General features: G+C 42.6%; 24 protein-coding genes and 1 pseudogene. 1 reads left to right on the top strand and 24 read right to left on the bottom strand.

The window, feature by feature from the left end; translation table 11 throughout:
* Positions 1-26: 26 nt before the first annotated feature.
* From ULO1_RS06315 to secG, 18 genes and pseudogenes are all read right to left on the bottom strand, one after another.
* A complete protein-coding gene (locus ULO1_RS06315; RefSeq protein WP_079933195.1) occupies positions 27-719 on the bottom strand; it encodes an ABC transporter ATP-binding protein in 693 nt (230 codons plus the stop codon).
* Positions 720-1,958, bottom strand: coding sequence for an ABC transporter permease (locus ULO1_RS06310; RefSeq protein ID WP_143325419.1), 1,239 nt, complete (start codon positions 1,956-1,958; stop codon positions 720-722).
* 277 nt (positions 1,959-2,235) lie between these two features.
* Positions 2,236-3,123, bottom strand: coding sequence for a polyprenyl synthetase family protein (locus ULO1_RS06305; protein ID WP_079933193.1), 888 nt, complete (start codon positions 3,121-3,123; stop codon positions 2,236-2,238).
* Between the two features lies 1 nt (position 3,124).
* Positions 3,125-4,171: a type 2 isopentenyl-diphosphate Delta-isomerase gene (fni, locus tag ULO1_RS06300; RefSeq protein ID WP_079933192.1), complete on the bottom strand. Its 1,047-nt coding sequence runs from the start codon at positions 4,169-4,171 to the stop codon at positions 3,125-3,127.
* A gap of 11 nt (positions 4,172-4,182) precedes the next feature.
* Positions 4,183-5,277 carry an NAD(P)/FAD-dependent oxidoreductase gene (locus tag ULO1_RS06295; RefSeq protein WP_079933191.1) on the bottom strand — a complete coding sequence of 365 codons (1,095 nt, stop codon included), beginning with the start codon at positions 5,275-5,277 and terminating at the stop codon, positions 4,183-4,185.
* Positions 5,270-6,487, bottom strand: coding sequence for an MFS transporter (locus tag ULO1_RS06290; protein ID WP_143325418.1), 1,218 nt, complete (start codon positions 6,485-6,487; stop codon positions 5,270-5,272). Before ULO1_RS06290 ends, ULO1_RS06295 begins: the two co-directional genes overlap by 8 nt.
* 22 nt (positions 6,488-6,509) lie before the next feature.
* Positions 6,510-7,283, bottom strand: coding sequence for a class I SAM-dependent methyltransferase (locus tag ULO1_RS06285; RefSeq protein WP_079933189.1), 774 nt, complete (start codon positions 7,281-7,283; stop codon positions 6,510-6,512).
* Positions 7,284-7,287: 4 nt separating this feature from the next.
* The gene (locus ULO1_RS06280) at positions 7,288-8,277 is read right to left on the bottom strand and encodes a histidinol-phosphate transaminase (RefSeq protein WP_079933188.1); all 990 of its coding nucleotides are present in this window, start codon (positions 8,275-8,277) and stop codon (positions 7,288-7,290) included.
* Between the two features lie 24 nt (positions 8,278-8,301).
* Positions 8,302-9,390, bottom strand: a complete 1,089-nt coding sequence (locus ULO1_RS06275) for a polyprenyl synthetase family protein (RefSeq protein WP_079933187.1) — start codon at positions 9,388-9,390, stop codon at positions 8,302-8,304.
* Positions 9,391-10,078: 688 nt separating this feature from the next.
* Positions 10,079-11,113: a thiamine-monophosphate kinase gene (locus ULO1_RS06270; protein WP_079933186.1), complete on the bottom strand. Its 1,035-nt coding sequence runs from the start codon at positions 11,111-11,113 to the stop codon at positions 10,079-10,081.
* Positions 11,110-11,967, bottom strand: a complete 858-nt coding sequence (locus ULO1_RS06265; protein WP_079933185.1) for a geranylgeranylglyceryl/heptaprenylglyceryl phosphate synthase — start codon at positions 11,965-11,967, stop codon at positions 11,110-11,112. The genes ULO1_RS06270 and ULO1_RS06265 overlap by 4 nt, the downstream gene beginning before the upstream one ends.
* The gene (locus ULO1_RS06260) at positions 11,964-12,830 is read right to left on the bottom strand and encodes a UbiA family prenyltransferase (protein WP_079933184.1); all 867 of its coding nucleotides are present in this window, start codon (positions 12,828-12,830) and stop codon (positions 11,964-11,966) included. Before ULO1_RS06260 ends, ULO1_RS06265 begins: the two co-directional genes overlap by 4 nt.
* A 15-nt stretch (positions 12,831-12,845) precedes the next feature.
* On the bottom strand, positions 12,846-14,429 hold the full coding sequence (locus ULO1_RS06255) for a B12-binding domain-containing radical SAM protein (RefSeq protein WP_079933183.1): 1,584 nt from the start codon (positions 14,427-14,429) through the stop codon (positions 12,846-12,848).
* 887 nt (positions 14,430-15,316) lie between these two features.
* Positions 15,317-16,466: pseudogene (locus ULO1_RS06250) on the bottom strand (IS4 family transposase).
* 218 nt (positions 16,467-16,684) lie between these two features.
* Positions 16,685-17,344: a hypothetical protein gene (locus ULO1_RS15135; RefSeq protein WP_242947905.1), complete on the bottom strand. Its 660-nt coding sequence runs from the start codon at positions 17,342-17,344 to the stop codon at positions 16,685-16,687.
* Positions 17,345-17,374: 30 nt separating this feature from the next.
* The gene (locus tag ULO1_RS15130; protein WP_242947904.1) at positions 17,375-18,007 is read right to left on the bottom strand and encodes a helix-turn-helix domain-containing protein; all 633 of its coding nucleotides are present in this window, start codon (positions 18,005-18,007) and stop codon (positions 17,375-17,377) included.
* A 735-nt stretch (positions 18,008-18,742) separates the two neighbouring features.
* Complete coding sequence (locus tag ULO1_RS06240) at positions 18,743-20,785, bottom strand: sodium-translocating pyrophosphatase (RefSeq protein WP_107752991.1); 2,043 nt, start codon at positions 20,783-20,785, stop codon at positions 18,743-18,745.
* 41 nt (positions 20,786-20,826) lie between these two features.
* Positions 20,827-21,057, bottom strand: coding sequence for a preprotein translocase subunit SecG (gene secG, locus ULO1_RS06235; RefSeq protein ID WP_078665915.1), 231 nt, complete (start codon positions 21,055-21,057; stop codon positions 20,827-20,829).
* Positions 21,058-21,256: 199 nt separating this feature from the next.
* Between secG and ULO1_RS06230 the strand changes: the two genes are divergently transcribed.
* Positions 21,257-21,688 carry a universal stress protein gene (locus tag ULO1_RS06230; protein ID WP_078665914.1) on the top strand — a complete coding sequence of 144 codons (432 nt, stop codon included), beginning with the start codon at positions 21,257-21,259 and terminating at the stop codon, positions 21,686-21,688.
* Positions 21,689-21,697: 9 nt separating this feature from the next.
* Here the strand turns inward: ULO1_RS06230 and ULO1_RS06225 are convergent, their stop codons facing one another.
* The 6 genes from ULO1_RS06225 to ULO1_RS06205 form a co-directional block, all read right to left on the bottom strand.
* Positions 21,698-22,369, bottom strand: coding sequence for a TVP38/TMEM64 family protein (locus tag ULO1_RS06225; RefSeq protein ID WP_078665913.1), 672 nt, complete (start codon positions 22,367-22,369; stop codon positions 21,698-21,700).
* The gene (mobB, locus tag ULO1_RS06220; RefSeq protein WP_078665912.1) at positions 22,336-22,830 is read right to left on the bottom strand and encodes a molybdopterin-guanine dinucleotide biosynthesis protein B; all 495 of its coding nucleotides are present in this window, start codon (positions 22,828-22,830) and stop codon (positions 22,336-22,338) included. The genes ULO1_RS06225 and mobB overlap by 34 nt, the downstream gene beginning before the upstream one ends.
* Entirely contained in the window at positions 22,827-23,612 is a 786-nt protein-coding gene (gene fdhD / locus ULO1_RS06215) for a formate dehydrogenase accessory sulfurtransferase FdhD (protein ID WP_078665911.1), read from the bottom strand. Before fdhD ends, mobB begins: the two co-directional genes overlap by 4 nt.
* Positions 23,605-24,216, bottom strand: coding sequence for a molybdenum cofactor guanylyltransferase (locus tag ULO1_RS06210; protein ID WP_079933182.1), 612 nt, complete (start codon positions 24,214-24,216; stop codon positions 23,605-23,607). Before ULO1_RS06210 ends, fdhD begins: the two co-directional genes overlap by 8 nt.
* A 90-nt stretch (positions 24,217-24,306) precedes the next feature.
* Positions 24,307-24,480, bottom strand: coding sequence for a hypothetical protein (locus ULO1_RS14710; RefSeq protein WP_159071806.1), 174 nt, complete (start codon positions 24,478-24,480; stop codon positions 24,307-24,309).
* Between the two features lie 44 nt (positions 24,481-24,524).
* Positions 24,525-24,767: a chaperone NapD gene (locus tag ULO1_RS06205; protein ID WP_078665909.1), complete on the bottom strand. Its 243-nt coding sequence runs from the start codon at positions 24,765-24,767 to the stop codon at positions 24,525-24,527.
* Positions 24,768-24,769 lie beyond the last annotated feature (2 nt).

The raw sequence follows: 24,769 nt of genomic DNA, 5'->3' as shown, positions 1-24,769 counted from the left end.
AAAAAATCTAAGAGCATGACATATTGCTATAACTTTCTGCAAAAATCACGTGCAACCCTACCATCCACTATCTCAATAGTACGGTCTGATAGCATGGCTAAATCTTTGTCATGGGTAACCACAACTATGGTCTGTCCCAACTCTCTGTTAAACTTCCTAAGCAACTCATATATAGCCTCAGTATTGCGGGAATCAAGATTTCCTGTCGGTTCGTCCCCCCAGAATATTTTGGGTTCAGTAACCAGCGCCCTGGCAATGGATACCCTTTGTTGCTGTCCTCCGGATAATTCCTTGGGAAAATGGTTCAGTCTGTGCCCCAAATCTACCATTTCCAGAAGGGTTTGTGCCCGCTGTTTAGCTACTTTCCAGGGTACCCTTCGGATTAGCAGAGGTATCATTACATTTTCTAATGCAGTGAATTCCTGCAATAAGAAATGAAACTGGAATACAAATCCCATTACCTCTTTACGTAAAGCAGTAAGCTTTTCTTCCGAAAGTCCCGATGTTTTTATACCGTCCACCGTAATTTCTCCCCGGGTAGGTCGGTCCAGTAAACTTAATAAGTAAAGCAGAGAACTCTTCCCAGATCCCGACGGACCTGTTATGGTCACGAACTGACCAGACATAATCTTAATGTCTACGCCGTCAATGATATTGGTAGGTTCCCCTTTTACAAGAGTCTTTACTAAACCCCTGGCTACAATAATCTCTTTTTCCATTTATACTTCACCCCGCAGGATATCGACCGGCAACACCTTCCCCGCTCTACGGGCCGGAATTAATCCGGCCAGCAGACTGGTTAAAATCGAAAAAGCTGATGCTGTCAAAAAATATAAAAGTTCCACTTTTACCGGAAATGACTCCGTCTCAATAAACCAGGCATCACCAGATAAATGCAAGGGAACCATGGAAATACCTATCACTAATGCAAAACCTATTAGACACCCAATAACTGACCCAATTATTCCGATCATTAAAGCCTGGATAAGAAAAATCAACTGGATTTGCCGAGAAGATGCTCCCATAGCTCTAAGAATGGCACTGTCCTTCTCCTTTTCCATCACAACCATAATAAGTACATTGGCAATTCCCATGGCGGCTACAGCCGCCGTAAATAAAACCACCAAGTAAAGAAAAATATTGGTCAGTTCGATCGACGAAATAATATTAGTGTTCGCTGTTAGCCAGCTCACCGTTTTGTATCCGGTTAATTTACTTAACCTTTCTGCCACCTGATTGGCCTGAAACACATCATTAACTTTTATGTTGATTTCATTGACATATCCCTGAATGTTCAGCATTCGCTGCAATACACCTATGTGTGTATAAACAACACCAGTATCGATTTCCCAGACACCACTCTTAAAAAGGCCCTGCACCTCTAATTCCTCACTGCTGCCAGACGGTAAAACTATTTTAATTCTATCTCCAGGTGCTACACCCAGTTTTTGAGCCAGTGCCGTCCCGAGTAAAATACCCCGGTAAAAATTATTATCCTGTATATAACCTTCAGTAATATTGGCCAGCACATCGGAAACCAGTTTTTCTTCGTTTAACTTAACGCCCTTTATTATCACAGAAGCATTTTTATTTTTTTTACTTATCATGCCCTCGGTTACCACCGCAGGTGAAGCAGCTCTAACACCTTGTACACCGGTCACGGTATTAATAAGACTGCTTACCTGTCGAATTATCTGATGATCATTCTGTGAACCGGATACCCAAACAGCTCTATCTAAATAGGAATTAACAGTTTTATATACGACCTTTTCAGCCTTTAATACTACATGGGGTGTGTTGCGCACGATTTTTTCTATGAATTTTTCCTTATAACCTTCTGCCATGGAAATGATTACGACTAGTACGACTATCCCTATAGCAACTCCTAATATTGTTATAACGCTCTGCCGTTTTCGTGATAAAAGAAGTCTCAATGCAACTCGGAGTACAAAAAACACCTGCAACCATCCTTTCAGCAATAAATCTTCCGAGTTTGTCAGTTAATTAAGTTAAAGACATCCGTTAACCTCTTGAAAAATGCTGAACTAATTTTGAAAATTTAAATTTTAAAAAAATAACAAACAAAAATTTGTATTATTTACATTAATTAAGTAAAAACAAATCTTGTTTATATTCGCAAGAAACATATAACCCAAAGTGAAATGAAGCCTAATTATGTTATAATACTACATTTTAACCTCATTTTACAGCTAAAGTGTATCGCTGCTAGAGTTCCTATCTATCTCTATAAATCACTGCAGTCGCTAGTGAATGCAGAAGAGATGATTTTATTCCCATATTCTCTAACTCAACTAAAGCCATGTTATATAACCGTTCAGCTTCTTCGATTGACTTTTCAATTCCCAGATACGCAGGATAAGTATTTTTTTTGTCCCTGTTATCTTTTCTTACACTTTTACCCATTTTCTCTTTATCGCCGATTACGTCCAAAATATCATCAACTATCTGAAAAGCAATTCCCAAATACGTGCCAAATTTCGATATTCCCTCAAGGGCTTCGGGATTGGCTCCGCCTATCATGGCACCTGTATAGACTGAAGCCCTCAGAAGGGCCCCTGTTTTATAGTGGTGAATCGAACTCAGAGTATCAAAGTCAACAACTTTACCCTGATACTCCATGTCCATAGCCTGGCCCCCCAACAGTCCAAGTGGCCCAACCGCCAAACTGACTTCTTTGACTAAATCTACGATAAGTTCATGCTCTAATCCAAAAGCGCGGTTCCCTTCAATCAATACATTAAATCCCCCAACGAGAAGACTATCACCAGCAAAAAGCGCCATAGCATCACCATATACCTTGTGCAGAGACGGTTTTCCCCTCCGGAAATCATCATTATCCACACAAGGCAAATCATCGTGGATAAGGGACCAGCAGTGTATCATTTCTATAGCTGAAGCTGTAGGAAGCGCCCTTTTATAAGAACCACAAAAAGTTTGGCATGCCGACATGGTTAGTAGTCCCCTAATCCTTTTCCCGCCATTTAACAAGGAGTAAGCCATTGCTTCGTAAAGTATTTTTACATCTTCATTGACTGGTTTCCTTACCTGCGATTCCAGAAACCCGTTCAAATCCCGCAACATATCGGCAAAAATTGTTTCCATCTTATATCTTTCCACCTACCTCGTTGAAACCAACTTTTTTTAAATCTTTTAACGTTTCTACTCCTAATGAACACATGGCAACTTTCATTTCCCAAATAAAATTTTCCAAAAACCTTTTCACTGCTGCTGCCGATTCAGTTGCAGGTTTAAGCAAAGGCAGGGCCATTCCTACCAAGTCGGCACCTATAATTAGGGCCTTGACGGCATCAACTCCCGTCCGGATCCCACCGGAGGCTATTACCAATTTGTCCCTTTTTCTTGCCACTGCTATCTGCAATGAATCATAAGTCGAAATAGCCAAAGACTCCAAAGTCAGAAGTACTTCCTTTGGAAGCGTCGCTTCCCGGCGCAGGTTCTCAATCTTAATCCACGAAGTGCCTCCTGCCCCTGCTACGTCGATTCCCATTATATTGATATCAACAAGACTCTCAATAGTTTGTTTGGACAGTCCAAACCCCACTTCTTTAACGATAATAGGGAAATTAACCCTCTCCACTAATTCTCGTAATTTTTGGTATAAACCTTTAAAATTAGTGTTTCCTCCTGGTTGAATTAATTCCTGCAGTACATTAAGATGAAGGGTCAAACCGTCTGCCCCGATCATATCAACTGCCTGTTGGCATTCATTTATCCCATATCCGGAATTAAGCTGAACTACTCCGAGGTTGCCAAACAGAAGAATATCGGGGGCAATATCGCGTATTTGAAAAAAAGAGGCAAACTGCGGATATTCAATCGCTATCCGCTGGGAACCGGTAACCATGGCCACACCTAATTCTTGGGCAGCTGCCGCCAAATTTCTGTTTATATAATGACCGTAATCCGTACCGCCCGTCATGGCCGAGATTATAATCGGCGCATAGAGTTTCTTACCTGCAATTTCACAAGTTAGGTCTATATTTGTAAAATCTACTTCAGGAAGTGATTGCTGGCTTAAGACCAAATTCTCAAATCCTGTGGTACGTATACTATATTCCACATCGTTTTCTATACATATTTGCAAATGCTCGTCTTTGCGTAACTGTATAATTTCTATAGAAGCAAGCATAATTAATCCCCCTAAAAGCTTACGGCACAAAACTCATCTACCGATACCTTCAGAAGAAATTCAGTCAATTGCTCGTTTGTAAAATTCCCTAAAAGATCACGGTACCTTGCACTATTTTGAAAACTCTTCCCTTCTTCTTTCATATATTCATCATAAAAACCCCGCAAAAACTTTTTGCTAGTATCATGAAAACGTATAGCTTCTTTTGTCACCATAGCTGCTAATCTACCTGATTTGGCGGAAGATCTAATTCCTCCGCCAGTTAGTGGATCCACAAAGCCGGCTGCCTCTCCGATAACAATACAACCATCATCGACCGGGTCTGCAATAGGTCCTGACATAGTCACCATGGCGGCTCCTATTCCCACCGGACATGCATTCCTGAATCTTACGGGGTTTTCGGCTATAAACCTATCCAAGGCAAAAGCCGGGTTTATTCTCATTTTTCTTTCAAGACCAACCCCGACATTAAACAGATTATTTCCCTTAGGAAAAATCCAGATATATCCCCCCGGTGCCTTTTCCTTGCAAAGAAAAAACTCAATCACACTTTCGTCATCATAAATGACATTGGCCATTTCATACTGAAAACAGACTGCCACATGATTCCCAAAAGGTAAAGAAAATCCCAGTAAACGGGCCATTGATTTAATGCCGTCGGCAAAAATCACAATTCTACAACGGTAGCTTTGTTTACCTGTTAATACTTCCAAAGTTTTATCAGGTAAACGGATAACTTGGTGTACCCTTTCATTAACATTGATTTTTGCTCCCGCCTCAATGGCTTTTACAGCCACATATTTAATCATACAGTCACGGTCAACAATTAATTCTTCATTTTCCAGATCTTTTGTCTCCTTGAATTTCATATCAGGACCATATATACGAAACCGTTTGATTCTCTTGTAAATGAAATTATAATTATTTAAGAGAGTATCAAAACCTAATTCTTCCAGACATTTTTGGGAAATCGCCTCACCACAGACTTTATTTTTGTTAACAACCGTTTTTGCTTCAAGTACCAGACAGCCTTCACCATAATTACGTGCGAAATTTAAACCGGCCGGACCGCCCCCAATAACAATAACATCATAAAAATTATTCATAAGACTCACGTTCCTTTCCAATAGTCTCTTTTTCGCCTAAAACTTTACGGTAAATCAAACTAGTTAACCTGATTATCAATATAAGAATCAAGCCAACTGCAGCCATGGCAGCAATCTGATAAAATATAAACCTGGGCCCGAAATACTGGTAACTGACTCCTCCCGTTATCGGACCAACAATACTTCCTATCCCATACAAACTGGTAAACAAAGCGTTGCCTGTGCCCATGTGGCTTCTGTCAACTCGGTCACCTATTATAGACAAGGCCGTTACATACAAAAGCCCCGCACTGCCACCGAGAATCAAGGTTCCCCCGTTCAATAATAGAGAAGTTTTAAACCAGGGGAAGGCCAGAGTACATGCCGTCAAACTTAAACCCGCAGCCAAAAGTATAATAAACTTGTTTAAACCCTTGACAAAGAATCCCACTAAGGGAGGTACTGCAATTCCCCCCAGCACAAAGATGGTAATAATTGTCCCCGTCTCAACACTGTTAAGACCTAGTTCACGGAGATAAAGGGACAGAAAAGAGGTTACCGTTGTTTCGGTTACTCCATAAAGAAAAGCAGCCAGTAAGGGAAGTTGGATTAACCCTAAAATTAAATAACTATCCACCTGTTTTTCTTTCTTATAGCTCGCCTTAATGTTCTCCACAAAAAAGAGGACCATCAACATGGCCAGGAGGGAAATGACAAAGGCTATTATAAATGGAAAATAATTACCGAACCTTTCCAATCCAGTCATTCCCAGGAGAGGCCCTACACCGATTCCCAAACCGGTAAATACCCCATATAAACCAAGGTTACGAATCCGGTCTTCCGGACTACTCAACAAGTTAATTATAGTTTCGGTTCCTACCCATATAGCAGCCCAGCCAATACCTTCAATAGCTCTTATTATATAATAAGAAATTATTGTTTTCGCAAAGGGAAAAATCAGCATACAAACCCCGTAGATAGCCAAACCTGTCAGCAGAACAACCTTGCTGCCGAACTTATCTACCAGTTTTCCGATGGGTACTGCAAACAGAGCTCCGCTCACCGACATAGTGGTTGCGATTAGCCCGATAGTTGTTGTACTTATGCCCTGGTCCCGCAGGGTCAGAGGGATAAGAGGAATAACTACTCCCATACCTATCCCCCCCACTGCTATACATAGATAGAGAGTTAACAATTGTTTCTGGATGTTAAAAAAGCTTTTATCCCCCACCTTGCCTCACTCCAATTAACCTTTATTTTACTGCACAAACAAATACCTTATCATAAAGAAAACCCGATCTTTTAAGTTTTAACTCAGTTATAGTAAGTCCAGTCTTACTATATAAGTCCTTGATTTCTTTTACAGAAAATCTCCTCTCACAAAGGCCTTTAGATTCCATCCAGTTACGTATGATATAGTCTAAATAGGCTGATCCCAAATTTTCTGCCGGAGTTACAAAAGTAATGATTGATTCCCCACCGGGTTTTAGAAGTTTCACAACATTTTCAAGGAAAACAAACTCCTTTCCCTCGGGAATATGACGGGTGGCTCCCACACTAAAAATGAAATCAGCCCTTTCTTCTAGTTTAGGAATATTTTCTGTAAAATCAGCCTTGAGCAACTTTACTTTAGTGGAATCTATCCGTTTACGAGCTTTAGCTAACATGTTATTGCTAATGTCCAAACCAATAACAAAATCGGCAATATTTAACAAAGCCTGCGTTGATAACCCAGTTCCACAGCCTAGATCAATAGCCAGAGAGTACCTCTTGTTATGCTTGATAAGAGTCAGACTTTCCATTATGTGCTTACGCTCTGAAAATGCCGCTTCGTAATATTGGGCGATACTGTCGTACATTTTTTCCACTGTAAATTCACTTTGCTGGGCAATAATACTCATAACCCTAAGTAATGGTTGACCTTTAATGTTGTTAATAAACTGCTTTATTAAAATCTCTGCTTCCTTCCTAGTTATTCCCTGGGGAATAAACGTAACCAATTGGTTAAACAAAACTTCATAATCCACATTCTCACCCGCTTCTTTTATTCTTTAAATAAATATCTATCGCCGCCAATAAAGTATCCATCTCATTTTGGGGACCAACAGTTATCCGTAACCATCCTTCCAATTCGCCGTTAAACCTACGAACAAATATCTCTTTTTCACAAAGAAAATTCCACAGCGCAATTGAATTTACAGGCGGTTTTACTAAAAGAAAATTAGCATATGAAGGAATCACGACAAACTGACGCGATATGAGTTCCCGGGCTAGATAATCCCTCATTTCTTTTGTCCAAGCAATTACTTTTTTAAGATGTTCCTGGTCTTCTAAGGCAATGTTAGCCGCTATTAAAGCCATACTGTTAACACTATAAGGAATTTTGAAGGAACGTAACCTATTGATTAGTTCACTGCAACCAATTATGTAACCAACACGTAAACCTGCTAAACCGTATGCTTTTGAAAAAGTCTTAATTACTATCAGATTAGAATAATTTTGGATAAAGTCCGTAACCGTAGTCTCGGAATATTCTCCGTATGCTTCATCAATTATAAAAAGAACATCCTTAAAACACTCAAGCAGTTTCCTGAGTTTGTTACGTGAAAACAACCTACCCGAAGGATTAACCGGATTGCTTAATAGGAAAACATTACTCCCTTTAATCATCTCGGTAAGATTTTCATCGTCTCGATCAACCAGGTCAAGAACTGGCTGTTTAAAAACTATTCCGTGGAGTTGTGATAAAATTCTATAGCCAGAAAAACAAGGTTTTGGAACCACAACGTATCTGTATGATTTAATAAAGCGAAAAAGGAGTTCCAAAGCCTCGGAGGAACCATTTGTCACCAAAATATTTTCGGTACGTACACTGTAGAATGATGACAGACTCTCAATCAAATCGATTGTTTCATTACTTGGGTATCTGTTTAATATTACTGGAAATGATAAATTCAATAATTTTGGTGAAAAGCCAAAGCGATTTTCGTTTTTGTCGAGTTTTACACTACCGATTTTCAATTGTTTCTCACCCTCTTAAACCAGTTAATGTATAGGACTCCCGTTATCTTCGGTTATTAAAAAGTTTTCTATTCCATAGTAATTTAAAGCGGTTTCACAACGAAATTCAAGGAGGATGTCTTTGTATGGCGATGGAGGTAAAATTTCGAGGTGGGTTAATGCTTCATCTATCAGCTTCTTTGCTCTATAAAAGTTGTATTCGAGAGCACCAGAAGATTTAATTTCATGTAGGGCTTTCTCTAAAGCAAATCTGTCTGGATTATTGCAACCAATTACTTTTGCTAGAAAAACCGGCTTAGAAAACGTACGAAGACAAAAAAGTACTGCCAGATTCATTCTACCTTCTTTGAGTTCTCTTCCTGACGGCTTGCCTCCCAGGTCTTTTCCATCAATAAAATCCAGTCCGTCATCAACCAGTTGAAATCCCGTACCAAGTTTTACACCATACTGGTATACTTCTTCTTGACAAGTGTTAGATGCCCCAGCCGCCAAAGCTCCCAGCCTAGCCGCCGCACCAAAAATTTCGCCTGTCCTGATCCGGGCTGTTTCTAGATAATCCTGTTCACTAAAAATCTCAAGAAGTGCTTTACATTTCTCAGCAGGGTCATTTAATTCTGCTAATATCAGGAAATTTTCTTTCTGCCTCTTTAGATACCCGGCCACGCCACCAAAACATGTTACGCTGTATTGAGAAAGTACTTGCAACATTGCCAGAACGGTTTCAGATGAAAATCCTTTGGCATGCAAGAGTGTTTTGAAGGCCAATGAGTGAAGAGTATCAGCAACCAGCATACCGATCGCTGCTCCAAATTTGCTGTATACAGATGGCTTGTTTCTTCTTATTTCGTTTTTGCAAATAATATCATCATAAACAATAGTAGAATTGTGTAGCAAAACTATAGCTGCAGCCGGGTATAACCCGTCTTCCGTTCTTCCGCCAAGACCTTTACAAATATTTAACAAAATAGCGGGTCTTATATTTTTGCTACCTGACATAACAGCGTAATAGCAGGCCTCTGTTATCGATCCTGGAAGATTTGCATCCCTGATTTCTTTTGTTAACAGATTTTCTACCGCCTCAATATCTTCGGTTAACCGCTGCAAAATTAACATCTTTCAAACCTCCTCCCTAAATAGGATTTTAATTTCTCCATACTTCATCATAGAATTTCACTTTGCTCGTATCCTAATTTATAAACTTAACCAGAACCGTAAAATAACCCTTCATTTTTGTACTAAATTGGTCTTTAAAAACTGGATATTAGACTTCCTTTTTGCTGCTTTTCCAGGCACAATGTAATCATGAGATTGCTTCTAGACAGATATTCTCCTCCTTGAGGCTTGACCCTTTATATAGAGTGACCTACAGCTCATGGTTTGCACTTTTTTCGCGTAATTTGCACATCCTATTGTTTCCCCTCCCATGTGCAGCAGAACGGGCGAAAGCGGCACTTTAGGTTTAGTGCTCATTCCCAGCGAAGTTGCTGACCGGCCATGATGCCTGGACCCCAGCAGCAATTTTCAGTACATCTGATAGATGATGCCACGTTTAAAAAATTATCGCTGCGCATTGGTTCTCTCCACGCAAATTAGTGTGTATGGTTGATGCTCTTCAGCGCAGCAACCAACTTTACATGCCCAGGGACAAAGGAGGGAATTCAAACTAGTAATCATCAAAAGCCCAGTTACATTTTTGCAACTTGTTTCCAGGTACTTTGGAAACAGGGTGGATTTATGTTATCTTTTTAAAAAACTGAATTAGAAAATTTCGACCTTATTGTCTTGAGATATTACCGTATGTCTAAACCCTAAACCCAAAAGTAAGTAATTTCTCCAAATATTCTTCTGGTGAGGCAGATTCCTGATAAAGTCTTTTAAAATATTTGGGATCAAGTATGTAATCATTGTTGTTTTTAATAAGGGTACAGATACTAGAATCTGTTGCACGCCCTAAATAAGTTAACACAATTCCCTGTGAAAAGCATGCATCGAGCAACTGTCTTCTTTTTTCTTCGGAAACTGTAAAAAGAAGTTCGTACTCCCCTGCTTCCCCAACCAGAAGTAATTCTGAAGGATAGCGTAATTTTTGACATAACTGTAAGGCTTGAGGCAGATATATTTCAGGTCTGTCTTCCAGACAAAAACCCACCTTGTTCACCATCATCAAATTATTAATAGCACTTAAGACACCATCACTGGTATCGGTGCAAGCAGAAGCATATTTTTTTATAAGCTTACCTGCTTCTACCCGCGCTCTAATCCTAATACCCCGAAAGGGTGAGAAATCAAGGTTTTTGATGGTACAGATGGCGGCGCCGTTAAATCCCCCTACATGCCCAGTCATATAGACATAATCTCCAGGCTTTACTCCTATTCTTGTTATGGCACCTCCCTGTTCTACTAAACCGAAAGCACACCCGGTAAGTTGCAGTTCCGCACCATAATTCAAGTCTCCCCCCATAATGTATGCTCCGAATTCCCTAACAGCGTCATTTGCTCCCTGGCTTATTTTTACAATATTATCAGCTGGAAAGTCCCTGGGTACTACAAGGGAGATAAGGATACCTGCAGGCTGGGCTCCTACTGCCGCCAAATCGCTGAAGTTGGCATTTACAACATGCCACCCTGCATTATAAGAATCAAATCCTGCCACAAAATCCTCTTTTCCTAACGTATCTATTGTTAATGCCAGTACTATTCCTTTACTAAGTTCAAGAATTTCAGCATCAGCACCAAAAGGTTTGTTATACTGATTAGGATATCTGTCCATATAATTCAGCATTCTGGTAATGGTATCAATCTCGCCTATTTTCCCAATTGTTTCATTTTTTTTCACACCAGCTCTGATACCTCCTTATTAATCAACTCTGTTCCGAAAGTTCGGTTTTTCCTCTGACAGTACCCTTCCCACATGGCCGCTCTAAATTTAGCTATTATCGCCGCCACATTTTCAGTTTTTTCCAATAATGAGCCAATTTGTACTCCTGCGGCTCCTGATTCTACTACTTTTTTTGCCTGTTCAATGCTTTTTATGCCTCCCGCATAAATAAGCGGTTTGGAAACATTAGCGACTATATCACTTATAGCCTCTACAGGAATATCCATGTGGCTGTTGGAACCCGAATCAAGAAGAATTATGTCCGAACCTGAATATTCCCCCGCTAATGCACAAAGAGTTGCCAAATACGATTTTCTTCTAGGTATAACTCTAGCACATGAAACCCAGCCAGCTGTTTCTCCATCTTCCATTAGTATGTAAGCTACCGATATGCTTTCAACATTCCATCTTTTTACATAGGGAGCCATTAGAACTCGGTACTGTACTGCCCAGTATGCATCGTTCGTATTCATAATAGACAGAAAATACGTTGCATCTGCATACTTTGTTATTGCCCCAGCATTACCCGGGAAAAGGATAAGCGGTATTTTTATCCGGGAATCCTTTATAGTTTTAGCCACTTCCGCTATTACCTCACCATCCGCTCCCGTAGAACCACCCAATAAGATAGCATCAGCTCCTCCTTCCTCAAGACCTTTGACGAAAGGTACTATACTCCTTTTATCAACATTGTCAGGATCCATAAGGCCCAAAAGCACAAACCCATTTTTTTTATCTGCTCTTTTAAATAATTTAACACCTTGCCTTCGCCCATATTTAACAACTCCCTGTATGCTTATTAAACATATCATAACAAAGCAGAAATAATTACTAACCCGGCCACTTCAAGATATGTAGCTAATCCCGTTAGAAAATAAAATAGTCTAAAATCTTCTCTTTTAGCATTAAGCATAGCCAAAGCAAAAGATACTACTGTATAGATGTGAATAGCTGATAAAGCTAAGCCGTAATTAAGTGGATGCCTAACATAGGGTACAGATAAATAAGTAACGAGCACAGTAAATATTGCAAGAATAAAAGCATATTTTCCCGCCGCAGCAACTCCTTTTGTAACAGCAAATGTTTTACTGCATTTTAATGAATCACCCTTAACATCAGGAATAGTGGCTAACCATGTAAAAGCGAGAAAAAAACCCAACATCACCACATATAAAAATATTGTTGAGAACCTGATTGTGTTGTTTACAGCATAATCCCCTAGGAAAAGGCCCAACCCGTTACTTGCGCTAATAATTGCTTCTCCAAAAGTACCTGTCAGTTTTAAATGTTTGGAGTAAAGAAAATTCAGGATACTTGTGGCGACTGCAATTAATCCTTCTACAGTGCCAAACACAATCCATAATGTCAATACGGCCGCAGTTGTAAGCAAGGTGGCAGCTATTATTACAGTCTGTGGAGTTATTTTCTCACTTGCTAGGGGACGGTTTGGCCTGTTTATTTTATCTATGTCTACATCAAAAAAATCATTTATCATAGCAGTAGCAACCATTAGGGCTAGGAAAGACACGGTTAGGAAAAAAAAACATTGCCAGGATATATACTGTCCAACTTGTATAACATTTTTGAAAGCGATCGCCCCCATGAATGGAACGAATGCGAGTGGAATTGTATTATGCAATCGTGATATCTTCAATAAAGCCCATAAAGTCTGCAACTTGGTAACCCTCCATTAAGTATACAATTGTCTGTCTTTACTATCATATATAAATTGTGCTCGACTCTCTTCATGAATCTTGTTAACCAATGTTTTAAAATTGGAATACCTGCGGATAATTTCTTGTATGTTAAATACCTGACGATTAGTCCCAGGATAGAAATACCAGTCATCTAGTTCCCGAAGCCTGGCAACCCCTTGAGGTGGAATACGCATGAAGGGGGCCATTTTAAATAAAGTCTCCTTACAGGTTTTGGTGTATTTACTGTAAGAAAATATCTCTTGTGCATATTTTCGTATCTGATCCCTGTGAAGTCCTGGTGAAGCAGATACAATTTGGTTATAGCCGTAGATCCCTTCATCTTCAAATGTTACACCCTCTTCTGGGGGCATTGCTTTTACTTGATCATAGAACTTAGTATTGGGTGGTATCCTTACGTCATAAGTTAGAAAAATATAACCTCCGGGGTTTCCGAGTGCCTTGGCCTCTTCATTCAGTTCCCAAATGAATTTACGTGTAATCTCTAAGTCTTCCTCAGTGTCACCAGGATAGCCCATCATCATGCTGAGGAATATGGGTAAATCATTTTTAGTTGCTTCTAAGAAAAGTTTGCGGGTGTTATTTATGTAATAATCGTAGTGATGCTTATTTTTTACTTTATTCATTCTCCTCAAAGTATCAAAACTGGCCGATTCAAACCCTAGCGCAAACCCTATAGCTCCGTTTTCCTTTAACATCGGTACATAAGACGCCTTTAACACGTCACTTCTAGTTTCAAAGATAAATTTAAGGCCCAATTCCCGGAAAATAGAAGAAAACTCAAATACCTCCCGATCTGTCCCTCCAAAAAGAGGATCAAACAGAAAAAGTGTATTCTTTCCACTTATTTCTTTGAGTCTCCTTATTTCTTCTCTTACATAGTCAGGTTTTAATAATCTACGGTGCGGCCTTATGTATTCTTCCACACAATATGAGCACTTATAACTACATCCTCGGCTCGAAATATAGCTCAGCAATGAATAAGCTTCAGGATGTCTTAGCAAAGATAAATCAATATAGGGCTTGATATTTAAATCAAAAAAAGGTGCCCTTTTTGTCTCAACAATTTTATCTCCTTCCCGCCACGCTAAATTTACATTTGATTTTTTACGGGGATCTTCCCCTGCCATAAGGCACTGTACAATTTGGGTACAAGCCTCTTCTCCTTCACCAACTACAATTAAATCTACCGGCCAGTCATAAAGTAACTCACGGTAATGAAGAGTAGGCATATATCCGCCAGCAAAAAGAAATAAATCAGGAAATTCCTGCCTAATTCTCCGGAGCATGTCCCTTGTATTTTCCATTAATACTACTCCTGTACAAGATATTCCTACTGCCATAGGAGACCATACCTTCAAATCCTCTATGAGTTTTGAGAAAACAATTTCTTTACCCTCACTGGTGACAGGAAATCCGTAGTCAACAGGCACGTCCACCACTCTAACCTCAACACCAAGTCTATCTTTGACCCAAGAGGCAAGTTCCAATATCGCTAACGGTGGTGCAGATGTATACGTATCTATCTTTTTATTTACAGGTTCAATAAAAACTATCACTTACATTCCTCCCTCATAAACTTTGCAATTTTTCCATTACATTTTGTTACTTTAATAAATGTATTTTACCTCCCCCAGAAAATATATGACTTTTTTAATAACTTATACCTGAATCCATGATTTATAATGCGTTTTCCAAGGCAGAAAAGGCGAAAAAGAAAGTTTAATTAAGACATGGTAGAATATTTTTTTAATCAAATTTCACCCCGGAGAACCTCGTAAAATTTCAGCAAAAATAAACAAATATCCATCGAGCCCTACATAACCCAAATTTTGGATATAGCAGAAGACCTGTGGAATGGCTTTATTCCGGAATGTTCCGCCCTTATGATTAAAAAATTGCTGTATCTGTTAGCACCGTTTAATTCCATAAATTTGTTCCTATGGATGATATAGACGTTTCACCATTTCGATAATTTCAGCACCAAAAAGGAAGGTGTTTCCTAGTGTCGTAAAGGTAATGATGGTTATACTAAACATTATAGAAAGATATTTATAACTATTTCACGGATTCAGGTTATGGATATTATACAATGATTTGGTTAAATTGTAAATATATGTGACAAAATGTGACAAAATATTACATATTCATTCTAGTGCTACTGATTATTTTAAAGTTCCCTAAAGACCCATTAAAACATTCCAAAATACCTTCAGTATCGTTGCATTAATTTCATGAATGGTAGTCAACTACGTTCTGGTCATCAAACATTATGGTATATATACCATTTATGTAATTATATATAATTCAAATCTCCTGTTCTTTGGCTAAAACGGCTAGTGGTAATAAGGGTAGCTCTATTCCACATTTTGTCAGCCATTTTCTTTTACAACACAATTAGGTCATAACTCAGGTTATTCAGAAGGTCTGTTTCTCCGTCCATTACTTACCTTACTGTTAACTCATATATTACTTCGTAATTTAGTCTTCGTCGTCCTTTGGACGTTCGCTTCTTCTGTTTACTTAGTTTTTTCCTAAATACCTCGTAGGGCTCATAAAGACAGGCGCAAACAAGCCTTTTTACAGTCAGCAGTGGGCCTTCACACCCTGTCCTTATTTGGATCATCTTCAATAAACAGTATGTTGCCAATGCGATATATAACTGATTTTCTACTGCCTGCTGACTAAGACCATATAAATGTTTGACGTGCAGGTGTTGCTTGAGCCACTTGAAGAAAATTTCAATCTGCCAGCGGTAGCGATATAACTGCCCGATTTCTTCGGCAGTCTTTTCAAAGACATTCGTTACAATTGTAATTTGATTCCCTTCTGTATCCGTTGTTTCAATCAGACGTACAGGGTGCTTCATTCTTGATGAACCCCAGCCCAGGATAGCTATGTAATCCCTGCTAATTTCGCTTTCCGGCGAAAGTGGCAATTCTTTTTGCACATACACCACAGCATTTGATTTGAGACGAGTTACGAAACCTATTCCTTTTTCACAGTAGTGACCGAATTTCTTGTAATCAACATAACCGCGGTCAAAAATATTAATTGCATCCTTCTTCAACTACCAGATTGTCCATTTCTGTCTTATCACTATGTTTTGCTGTGGTAATTGTTGCGCAATCCGGCAGGACCCCTTGCCCAAACAAATTAAGCCTGAGATGAAGTTTTATACCGCCTATCTCTTTACGGAATTCTGCCCAGCGATAACGGCTTAGACACAAGCTAATAACTGAGACATCAATTAGATAAATACGTCCCAATGAATTACGGATTTTCTGGAAACCAACTTTCTCTCCAATTTGCCATGTAAGATCTTGAAAGATTGTTTTAAAAATGCTTACTGGCAATGCGTTCAGCCTGCGGGATATCTGAGAATGACTTATAGAGTCAAGATCAATGCTTATACTTTAAAGATCGTTATTTAAGCTATTGCTAATATCCCGCAAACCTTTTAATTGTTCTAACTGGGCATAGGCCAGAAGATAGAATAGCTTAAGTGCTGTCAGTTTTTTAACGTATTTGTCAACACCTGCGTTATTAATAAGCTGAAAAATTTTTTCGTGAAAAATTGGCTGAAACAATGTCAATAACTTGTGAAAATGTCACCCCAAAATAGGGTTAATTATCGTCACAAAATGTCACCCCCTGCTAAGAACCTAACCTGGCTTTGGCAATTGTAGTTATTACGTTCGGTTAAGTCAAGGGTAAAGTGAACGGGCTTCGCCCGCCCTTGACTTAACCTCACTTCATAACTTTTGGCAAATCAAGCCCGGTTAAGGTTCCTAAAAATTAGATCCAGGCAAAGCTAAGCATACTTTCGGAGAAATATCTCTTCAAGCATTTTTAAAATATCCCTGTCACTGTCTTCGTAGGTAAGTCTTTTAACCAAATTGTGTCCATACTTAAAGTAATGCGTATCTGGAGGTATATAGGGCTTTCTCTCAGTAGCTTCAGTTTTTGGTTTTTGAGTCTTTTGCGGCTTAACATAGGGGATCGTTTCAAATACAGTGTTTTTGTATTGCACTTTTACGCCAAAAACCGGACTTATTAATACATCTATCTTCGTACGTGGCGGAATAGGATTGGTTTCTTTATAGATAACCTTAAAGTGCCTGTTATAGAAAGAAAATACGCCCCCATTATCGATGGTTCTTTTTTGTTTAACACATAGTATATGGCCAATATCAATGTTTTGGTCAAGCGCCCTATAAGCAGTTTCGGGCTCTAAAGCTTTCACCGCAAACTGACTGTTAAATTTCTCTATATATTGAGATAGGAACTCATTGGCTGAATCAATAGTGGTAATACCGGCTATTTTGAATTCAACAGGGAGCCTGCTTTGAAGAGTTTCCCATAGTCGCTCTACTCTACCTTTGGCCTGGGGTGAACGTGCTGGAATAAGGGTTATACCTAGTTCTTTCATAGCTCTGCCAAACTGGGTGTCGTTAACAACTTTGCCTTGCAATTGATCCTCAATCGTAAGCTTTGAAGCGTTTTAGGAGAGAAAAATTGAGTGTCTGTCTGCATAGATACTTGCTGGAATACCGTGCTTGTTAACGATTTGCCAGGTTACCTCAAAATATCCTTGCAAGCATTCATTCTTGGCCAGGTAGAGTCCTACTATTTTCCCGGTAGCATCGTCAATTGCACCATGGAGAGCAAACTTTTCATTAGTGCCAAACCATTCAAAAGGAGTGGCATTCATTTGTATAAGGAGGCCTTCCTGAGGCTTTCTCTTTCTGCGGCGATGAGGTTTAAATCTCCTTCGTTTCTTAGGACTGTTAATGCCTGCTTTGATCAAAATAGTGTGGAGACAGGAATAACTTATGGCTATTCCCTCGTGCTCCTCCAGAAGCTCCATAAAGTGCTTGAAATTGTCGTTCTTGTACTTATCGGATTGTTTCAATGAGATAATCTTGCTTTTAAGCTCGTCAGTGAGTGCATGCTGCGGCTTACGACCTGTATTTTTATGGATAAGGAACGCCGGCCCTTGTTCCATCACTCCTTTTTTAAGGCGCTTAATCTGGCGTTCACTTAGACCTAAGCTCATAGCTGCTTCACTGATTGATAATTTCCCATCAATTACAGAAGAAATTACCTTGTACCTATTTAGTTGTTCTTGTGTCATTAGATAACGCACCTCGTTTTTCATAGTGACATTTTATCAAAATACTCTACAAGGTGACATTATCACAAGATAATCACAAAAATTGGCTGAAACAATGTCAACCGTCAGTGAAAATGTCATAGTAACGCGTCAGTGATTTTGTCACTTTTTGATTATATACTAATCCTTTCACCCTGTTCTTGAATTTTACCTGGGCCGTTCATTTCATCAAGGGTAAAGGCCCAAGGGCCTTCGCTTCGCTCACCCTTGATTCCATTCACGGCCCAGGTGCACAGAGAATCAAGGGGTGAAAGGATATTTTAAATACTTATGGACAAATCAAGCTCGTTTTGGTATCTTCTTATTAGCGACTATTGGTTGTCGCCACGGATGGTTGGTAGCGGGCTTGTGAATTGAGGTCACAATGCCCGCGTTTTCTTTTAAAGGACTTTTTTGACGAATAGGTTTTTGGACTTCTTCCAGTAAGAATCTTTGTCCTTTGTATAAGACAAAATACGAGGGGGAAACAACAGCCATAAGGTCCAGGTAATAATTGATGAAGGAAGTCCTTGAGGAACTCTTAAAAGACTTCCCTTTTAAACCATCGCTTTGTTATGAGACACTGCTTAAGGTACCCTTTAAGCCCATAGCACTTTAAAATTCCGAGGTTTTTAATGGTGCTTTAAGACCACTAAAAAGAGGCATTTTGCCTGCTTAACAAGCAAGCAAAATGCCTCTTTAATAACTTCGACCGGATTACAGATTCAGGAAAGGCGCAATGATCAAGGAGATAGTACCGGTAACCTTGATCAAAGCGTTCAAGGAAGGACCTGCAGTGTCCTTGAAGGGGTCACCGACAGTGTCCCCGATAACAGCGGCTTTATGGGCATCAGAACCCTTACCACCATACTGTCCGGTCTCGATGTATTTCTTGGCATTGTCCCAGGCGCCACCGGAGTTAGCCATAAAGATGGCCAGCAACACCCCGGCCACAGTCGTTCCAGCCAGGAAACCACCCAGAGCCTTGGCTCCCAGGATAAAGCCAACAACCAGGGGACTGACCACAGCCAGCAGGCCAGGAGCGATCATTTGCTTAATCGCAGCCTTGGTACTGATATCCACGCAGCGAGCATAATCGGGCTTGGCTTTACCTTCCATCAGGCCGGGAATTTCCCGGAACTGCCGCCGCACTTCCCCGATCATTTCAAAGGCGGCAGTGCCCACAGCCTTCATGGCCAGGGCGCAGAAGAGGAAAGGTACAGCTGCACCGATAAAGAGACCGATAACGATAGTGGGCTCCAGCAAGTTCAGTGCAAATTCGCCCTGAATCTTGCCGGCAGATATTACCTTTTCAGCAAAGGCATTGAACAGCGCCAGGGCGGTCAGAGCCGCCGAACCGATAGCAAAACCCTTGGCCACAGCAGCAGTGGTGTTCCCAACAGCATCCAGCTTGTCGGTTTTCTTCCGCACTTCCGGACCCAGTTCCGCCATTTCCGCAATACCACCGGCATTGTCCGCCACCGGACCAAAGGAGTCGATGGCTACCACCATGCCGGCTGTACAGAGCATGCCCATAGCTGCCATAGCGATACCATAGATGCCAGCCAGGTTATGGGCAATAAAGGTCGCCGCTACGATGACCAAAATGGGCAACATGGTACTCTTAAGACCTACAGCCAGACCGCTGATGATATTAGTAGCCGGGCCGGTCTGGGAGGATTCTGCAATTTCCCTGGCCGGAGCCTTTTGATAGGAGGTGTAGTATTCAGTGATATAACCGATAGCAACATTGACCACCAGACCCGCTACTACCGCCAGGAAGATACCCAGAGGCATTCCCAGGGGGAAGGTATCGGATTTCTCGGTGAACTTGCCGAAGAATTCCGGTGAGCTGGCCAGGAACCAGGTAGCAATACCGGTGATGATATTGGTACCCCACAAACCTTTATTCAAGGCAGCCTGCGGGTTGCCATCGGGGCCCATCTTGACAAAGAAGCTGGCGATGATGGAAGCGATCAAACCAGCTGCACCCACCAGCAGCGGGAAGATAACGCCGGCGATTTTCAGCTCGCCTTCCATGGAAGTAGCCCCGATCAACATGGCAGCAATAGTAGTCGCTGCATAGGACTCGTAGAGGTCTGCACCCATACCGGCGGTGTCCCCTACGTTGTCACCAACGTTGTCAGCGATAACCGCCGGGTTGCGCGGGTCATCCTCCGGAATCCCGGCTTCTACTTTACCCACCAGGTCAGCCCCCACGTCAGCTGCCTTGGTGTAGATACCACCACCGACCCGGGCAAACAGAGCGATCGCACTGGCCCCAAAGGCAAAGGGGTCAATCAGTTCCGGATCACCATAAAAATAATAGAGAATGGACACACCAAACAGCCCCAGACCGGCAACGGACATCCCCATCACCGCGCCACCGCGGAAAGCCACGCTCAGCCCTTTGTCCAGCCCTTCGATACAGGCCTGGGTAGTCCGGGCATTGGATTTGGTAGCAATGGTCATACCGGCATAACCGGCCAGAGCGGAAAAGACTGCCCCTACCAGGAAGGAGACAGCATAGGATTGCCCACGAGTAAAGAATAAGGCCAGGAAGATAACAGCCGCAAAAGGAATCAGGGTTTTGTACTGCCGGTTGAGATAGGCCATTGCCCCTTCAAAAATAGCCTGGGACAGTTCTTTCATGCGCTCGGTTCCCTGGGGTTCTTTCAGAACACTGGCTGCCAGATAACCGGCAAAAGCCAAACCGAGCAAACCTGCTACGATAGCCCACACAGAATTGAGTAAAGACACCTGCACTCGCCCTCCTCGTCCCTATGTTCCTTGGGATTTTTCTACTTGGACAAGATAACCAGAACCAGTGAAGTCACCATGAAACCGATGGCTACAAAGGTGGTTAGCTTGTGCAGTAGTTCATCCAATCCCTTTTTCTTCCCCAGAATGGACTCGGCCCCACCGGCGATAGCTCCAGATAAACCGGCACTGCGGCCCGACTGGAGAAGAACAGTGGCGATCAAAGCCAGGGACAATAGTACGTGAACTGCTGTGAGCACACCTTTTAGCACATAATCACCTCCTATCCAAAGGACAGTAATAGCATGTTAAATTGCTGGCAACATTATACCACAACCTGTCAAAGATTACAATAAAGATAGCGGCCAATCGCCGTAATTTATCAAATATTCATACAATTGCTTTCCCGCTTGTAATTTTCTCCCTGAGCGGCTAAGATAATATTAATAAGCTGAAGCGGAGGGATAGCCTATGAAAAAAATCCTGGTGGCAGTGGACGGGTCGCGCCACTCTGATAAAGCCCTGAAAGCCGTCAAGGATTTATTGCGGCTCAATGATAGCCTGGCAATAACAGTTCTCTATGTTATTGATATTCCCAACAATGTTCTGGCCCATCAGGCCGGGGAAATCAGCCCCGCTGTCTTCGAGGAACAGGCTCGCATCAATGCTGAAACCGTGCTGGCCCGGGCCCGGGATTTCTTCCGCATTGATGGCTTTGAAGTACAAACCCTGAGCAAATATGGTCACCCGGCTACCGTTATCTGCAAGGTGGCAGAATATGAAGGCTATGATATGATTGTAGTGGGCAGCCGGGGGCTGGGAGCAGTCAAAGGCCTGTTTATGGGCAGTATCAGCAGTAAAGTAGCCCACCTGGCTCCCTGTCCGGTGCTGATCGTCAAGTAAAAAAACCGCTTATTCCGGTTTTTCCCGGAGTAAGCGGTTTTTTTGATACTTCAGGTAGACAAGAGTAAAGCCGATAAGCAAAAAGCTGACAACTATCAGGATATAACCGAGAGGCAGCTCTCCTTTAGTCAGCAGTCGCCCCAGACCAGCATACATCAAGGTCCAGGGCAATTTACCCAGGGCGGTGGCTGACAGAAACACCGGGACGGAAAGAGGGCTGAGACCGGCCAGAATGTTTATAACCGAGGAAGGTACCACGGGAAACAGGCGGCCGGTTAGAACAGCCATGAAGCCAAAAGCTGGTCTGGCCTGAAAGTGCCAGCCCTTTTTGTCAAGATAGGTCTGGGCCCACTGGTAACCCAGGAAGCGCGCCAGATAAAAGGGCAAAAGGCAACCCAGGACGGCCCCGCTCCATACCAGAAAAGCTCCCTGCCAGAATCCATAAGCCAGCCCGGCTCCGGAAGCGAGCAGAAAAAAGGGGATGACAGGCAACGAGCCCTGTAATAAAGCCAGCAAAAAAACTACTACCCTGCCCGCCCAGCCCCAACCCAGGACGGTAGCGGCCAGACGGGCCGCCGTCAAGTTTTTTAACCAGGGCCAGAGCCAGATGGCAGCAAGCAAAATAACTCCACTGACCAGCAAAACTGTTAACTGGCGGTTAGATAACTGGCGACCAGCCACCGAGCCACTCCTTCCGTATCATTGATATCAAACTGAGGTATATCCAGTTCAGGAAAAATGATATCTCCCACTACTGCTTTTAATTCCTGAGGCTGACAGATGAGATGTTGTCTTATCTCCCGGCGGATAACTTCCACCTTGGGCACCGGTTCCCATTTAAACCCTTCCAGCAGGATAATATCCACATCTGTTATCCTCTCCAGAATGGCTGCCAGGGGCGGTTCCGGCCGGTATTCCAGAAAAGCCGTCATTTCCGGGGAAGCACTGACCACCACCTGAGCCCCGGCCTCGGCGTAGCGGTAAGTATCTTTCCCAGGCTGGTCCAGCTGGGGACGATGGTGATGATGCTTAACCACTGCCACCCGGTAACCCTGCTGGCTGAGAAGGGAAACTATCTTGGTTAACAATGTAGTTTTGCCGGAATTGGAAGTACCGACAAAGGCCAGAACCGGTATTTTCATTCTATCACCTGCTCTGCATTGGTATAGATATTCATGCGGCTGCCGCGCACAAATCCGATCACCGTTATACCCAGTTCTTCTGCCAGCTGCAGGGCCAGGTCAGTAGGTGCTGAGCGGGAGACAATGGCCCCGATTCCCATTTTGGCCGCTTTCAGCAGGATTTCCGAGGAAATGCGGCCACTGGTCAGGAGGACTTTATCCTCCATAGGAATGCGGTGGCGGAAACAATAGCCCATAATTTTGTCAGCCGCATTGTGCCGGCCCACATCTTCACGGAAAAGCAAAATTTCCCGGCCCTGACAGAGAGCCGCACTGTGTACACCGCCGGTCAGGCGATAAAGCTCGGATTTTTGCTGCACTTCCCGCATCAGCTCTACCAGATCCTCAGCCTTGACCTGCAGGGGTATACGCTCCTGCCGGGCCAGGCTGTGATCCATAACATTGTAAAAGGTGGTTCCCTTGCCACAGCCGGTGGTGATAAACCGTTTCAGGAAAAGCTGTTCTGCAATCATGGGAGTGCGCAGGGTTTCTACCCAGACTGCTCCCTGTTCCTCATCCAGACGAACAGATAGCAGATCATCAGGGTTTTCCAGCAGCCCTTCTGCCGTTAGAAAGCCAAGAGCCAGATCCTCCTGATATTCGGGCGTGCAGAGCAGGGAAACCATCTCCTTGCCATTCAGGTAAATGGTCAGAGGTGATTCCCTGATTATTGGATCCTCCAGTTCTGTCCGTTCATGTTTTTGCCAGCGGATAGTAGTATGTACAGAGTAACGTTCACTCATGCCGCTTTTCCTCCTCTATCTCTCCTGCCAGCTGCCGGGCCTGCTGCCAGTCGGCAGGAGTATTGACATTGAAAAAGACCTGCTCCATTTCCGCCGGGTCGCCCAGGCGTTCCACCGGCAAGAACTTGACCCTAACCTGGGGGTAAAAGGCAATAATTTTCCGGATATCCCGCAGAAGACAGTCTTCAATGGCGGCAATACAATTGCGACTATAAACAGCAAACAGGGGCTGCAAATAATCACCATGTTGCGGCACCACCACATCATATCCCTCTGCTTCCTTGCGCAACCGCATCAAATGCTCCGTGCTGACAAAAGGCATATCACAGGCCACCACCAGGTTATAGTGGCAGTCTGAAACAGTTAACCCGGCATGGATGCCACTTAAAGGCCCTCGCCGTGGTATGATATCCGTCACCAGGAGGCCCTGCCAGTCAGGATAACACTCCGGTTCATTGCTGACCAGAATAATATCTTTCACTACTGGCAACATCGCCTGCCGGATGCGTTCCAGAAAAACTTTCCCCTGGAGAGGCAGGAGCGCCTTGTTTCTTCCCATACGACTGCTGCGGCCACCAGCCAGAATAATCCCATTAACCTGCATCGTCCTGTTCCACCTTCCCCCTGTTTTGTTTTCATTCTACCCTTAAACGGAAGCAAAAGCAAGGGACCCCTTTGCTCCAAGGGGTCCCTGTTAACTGGCTCTATTCCGGCTGAGCAAGTCTTTGTACTCCCGCGGCGAAACGGAACGGATGATAATCCGTCGCCCGCAGATAGCACACTCAGGGCGCAGGCGGCCATGCAAATCGCGTTTGTTGATGATTTTGCTTGTGTCATGGTGCTGATAACCGCATTTGCAGGTAATCATCTTCTAACCTCCTCTCCAAGCTGAAAGAGGGCAGGAGCCCTCTTTCAGCTCACCAGTTCTTCAAAATTACAATAGGCCAGATAAGCCCCCAGGACACCGGGAATGTTGACAATAGTCTGGCTTACCATTTCATGGGCATCATCTTCATTTTTGCTTTCCAGGACAATAATAATTTTTCCCGGCGGAAAGCAGCCATGCACCTCTACCCCGGGCAGAGCAGCCAGCTGCTTTGCCACCTCTTCCATCATCTCTTCCTTAACTTGAATGTACAATCCGGAAATCACCATCG

It is taken from the genome of Carboxydocella sp. ULO1 (genome assembly GCF_002049255.1).
Classification (GTDB): Bacteria; Bacillota.
Note: the sequence above shows the minus strand (reverse complement) of the source record. Positions and strands in the feature narration are given on the sequence as shown.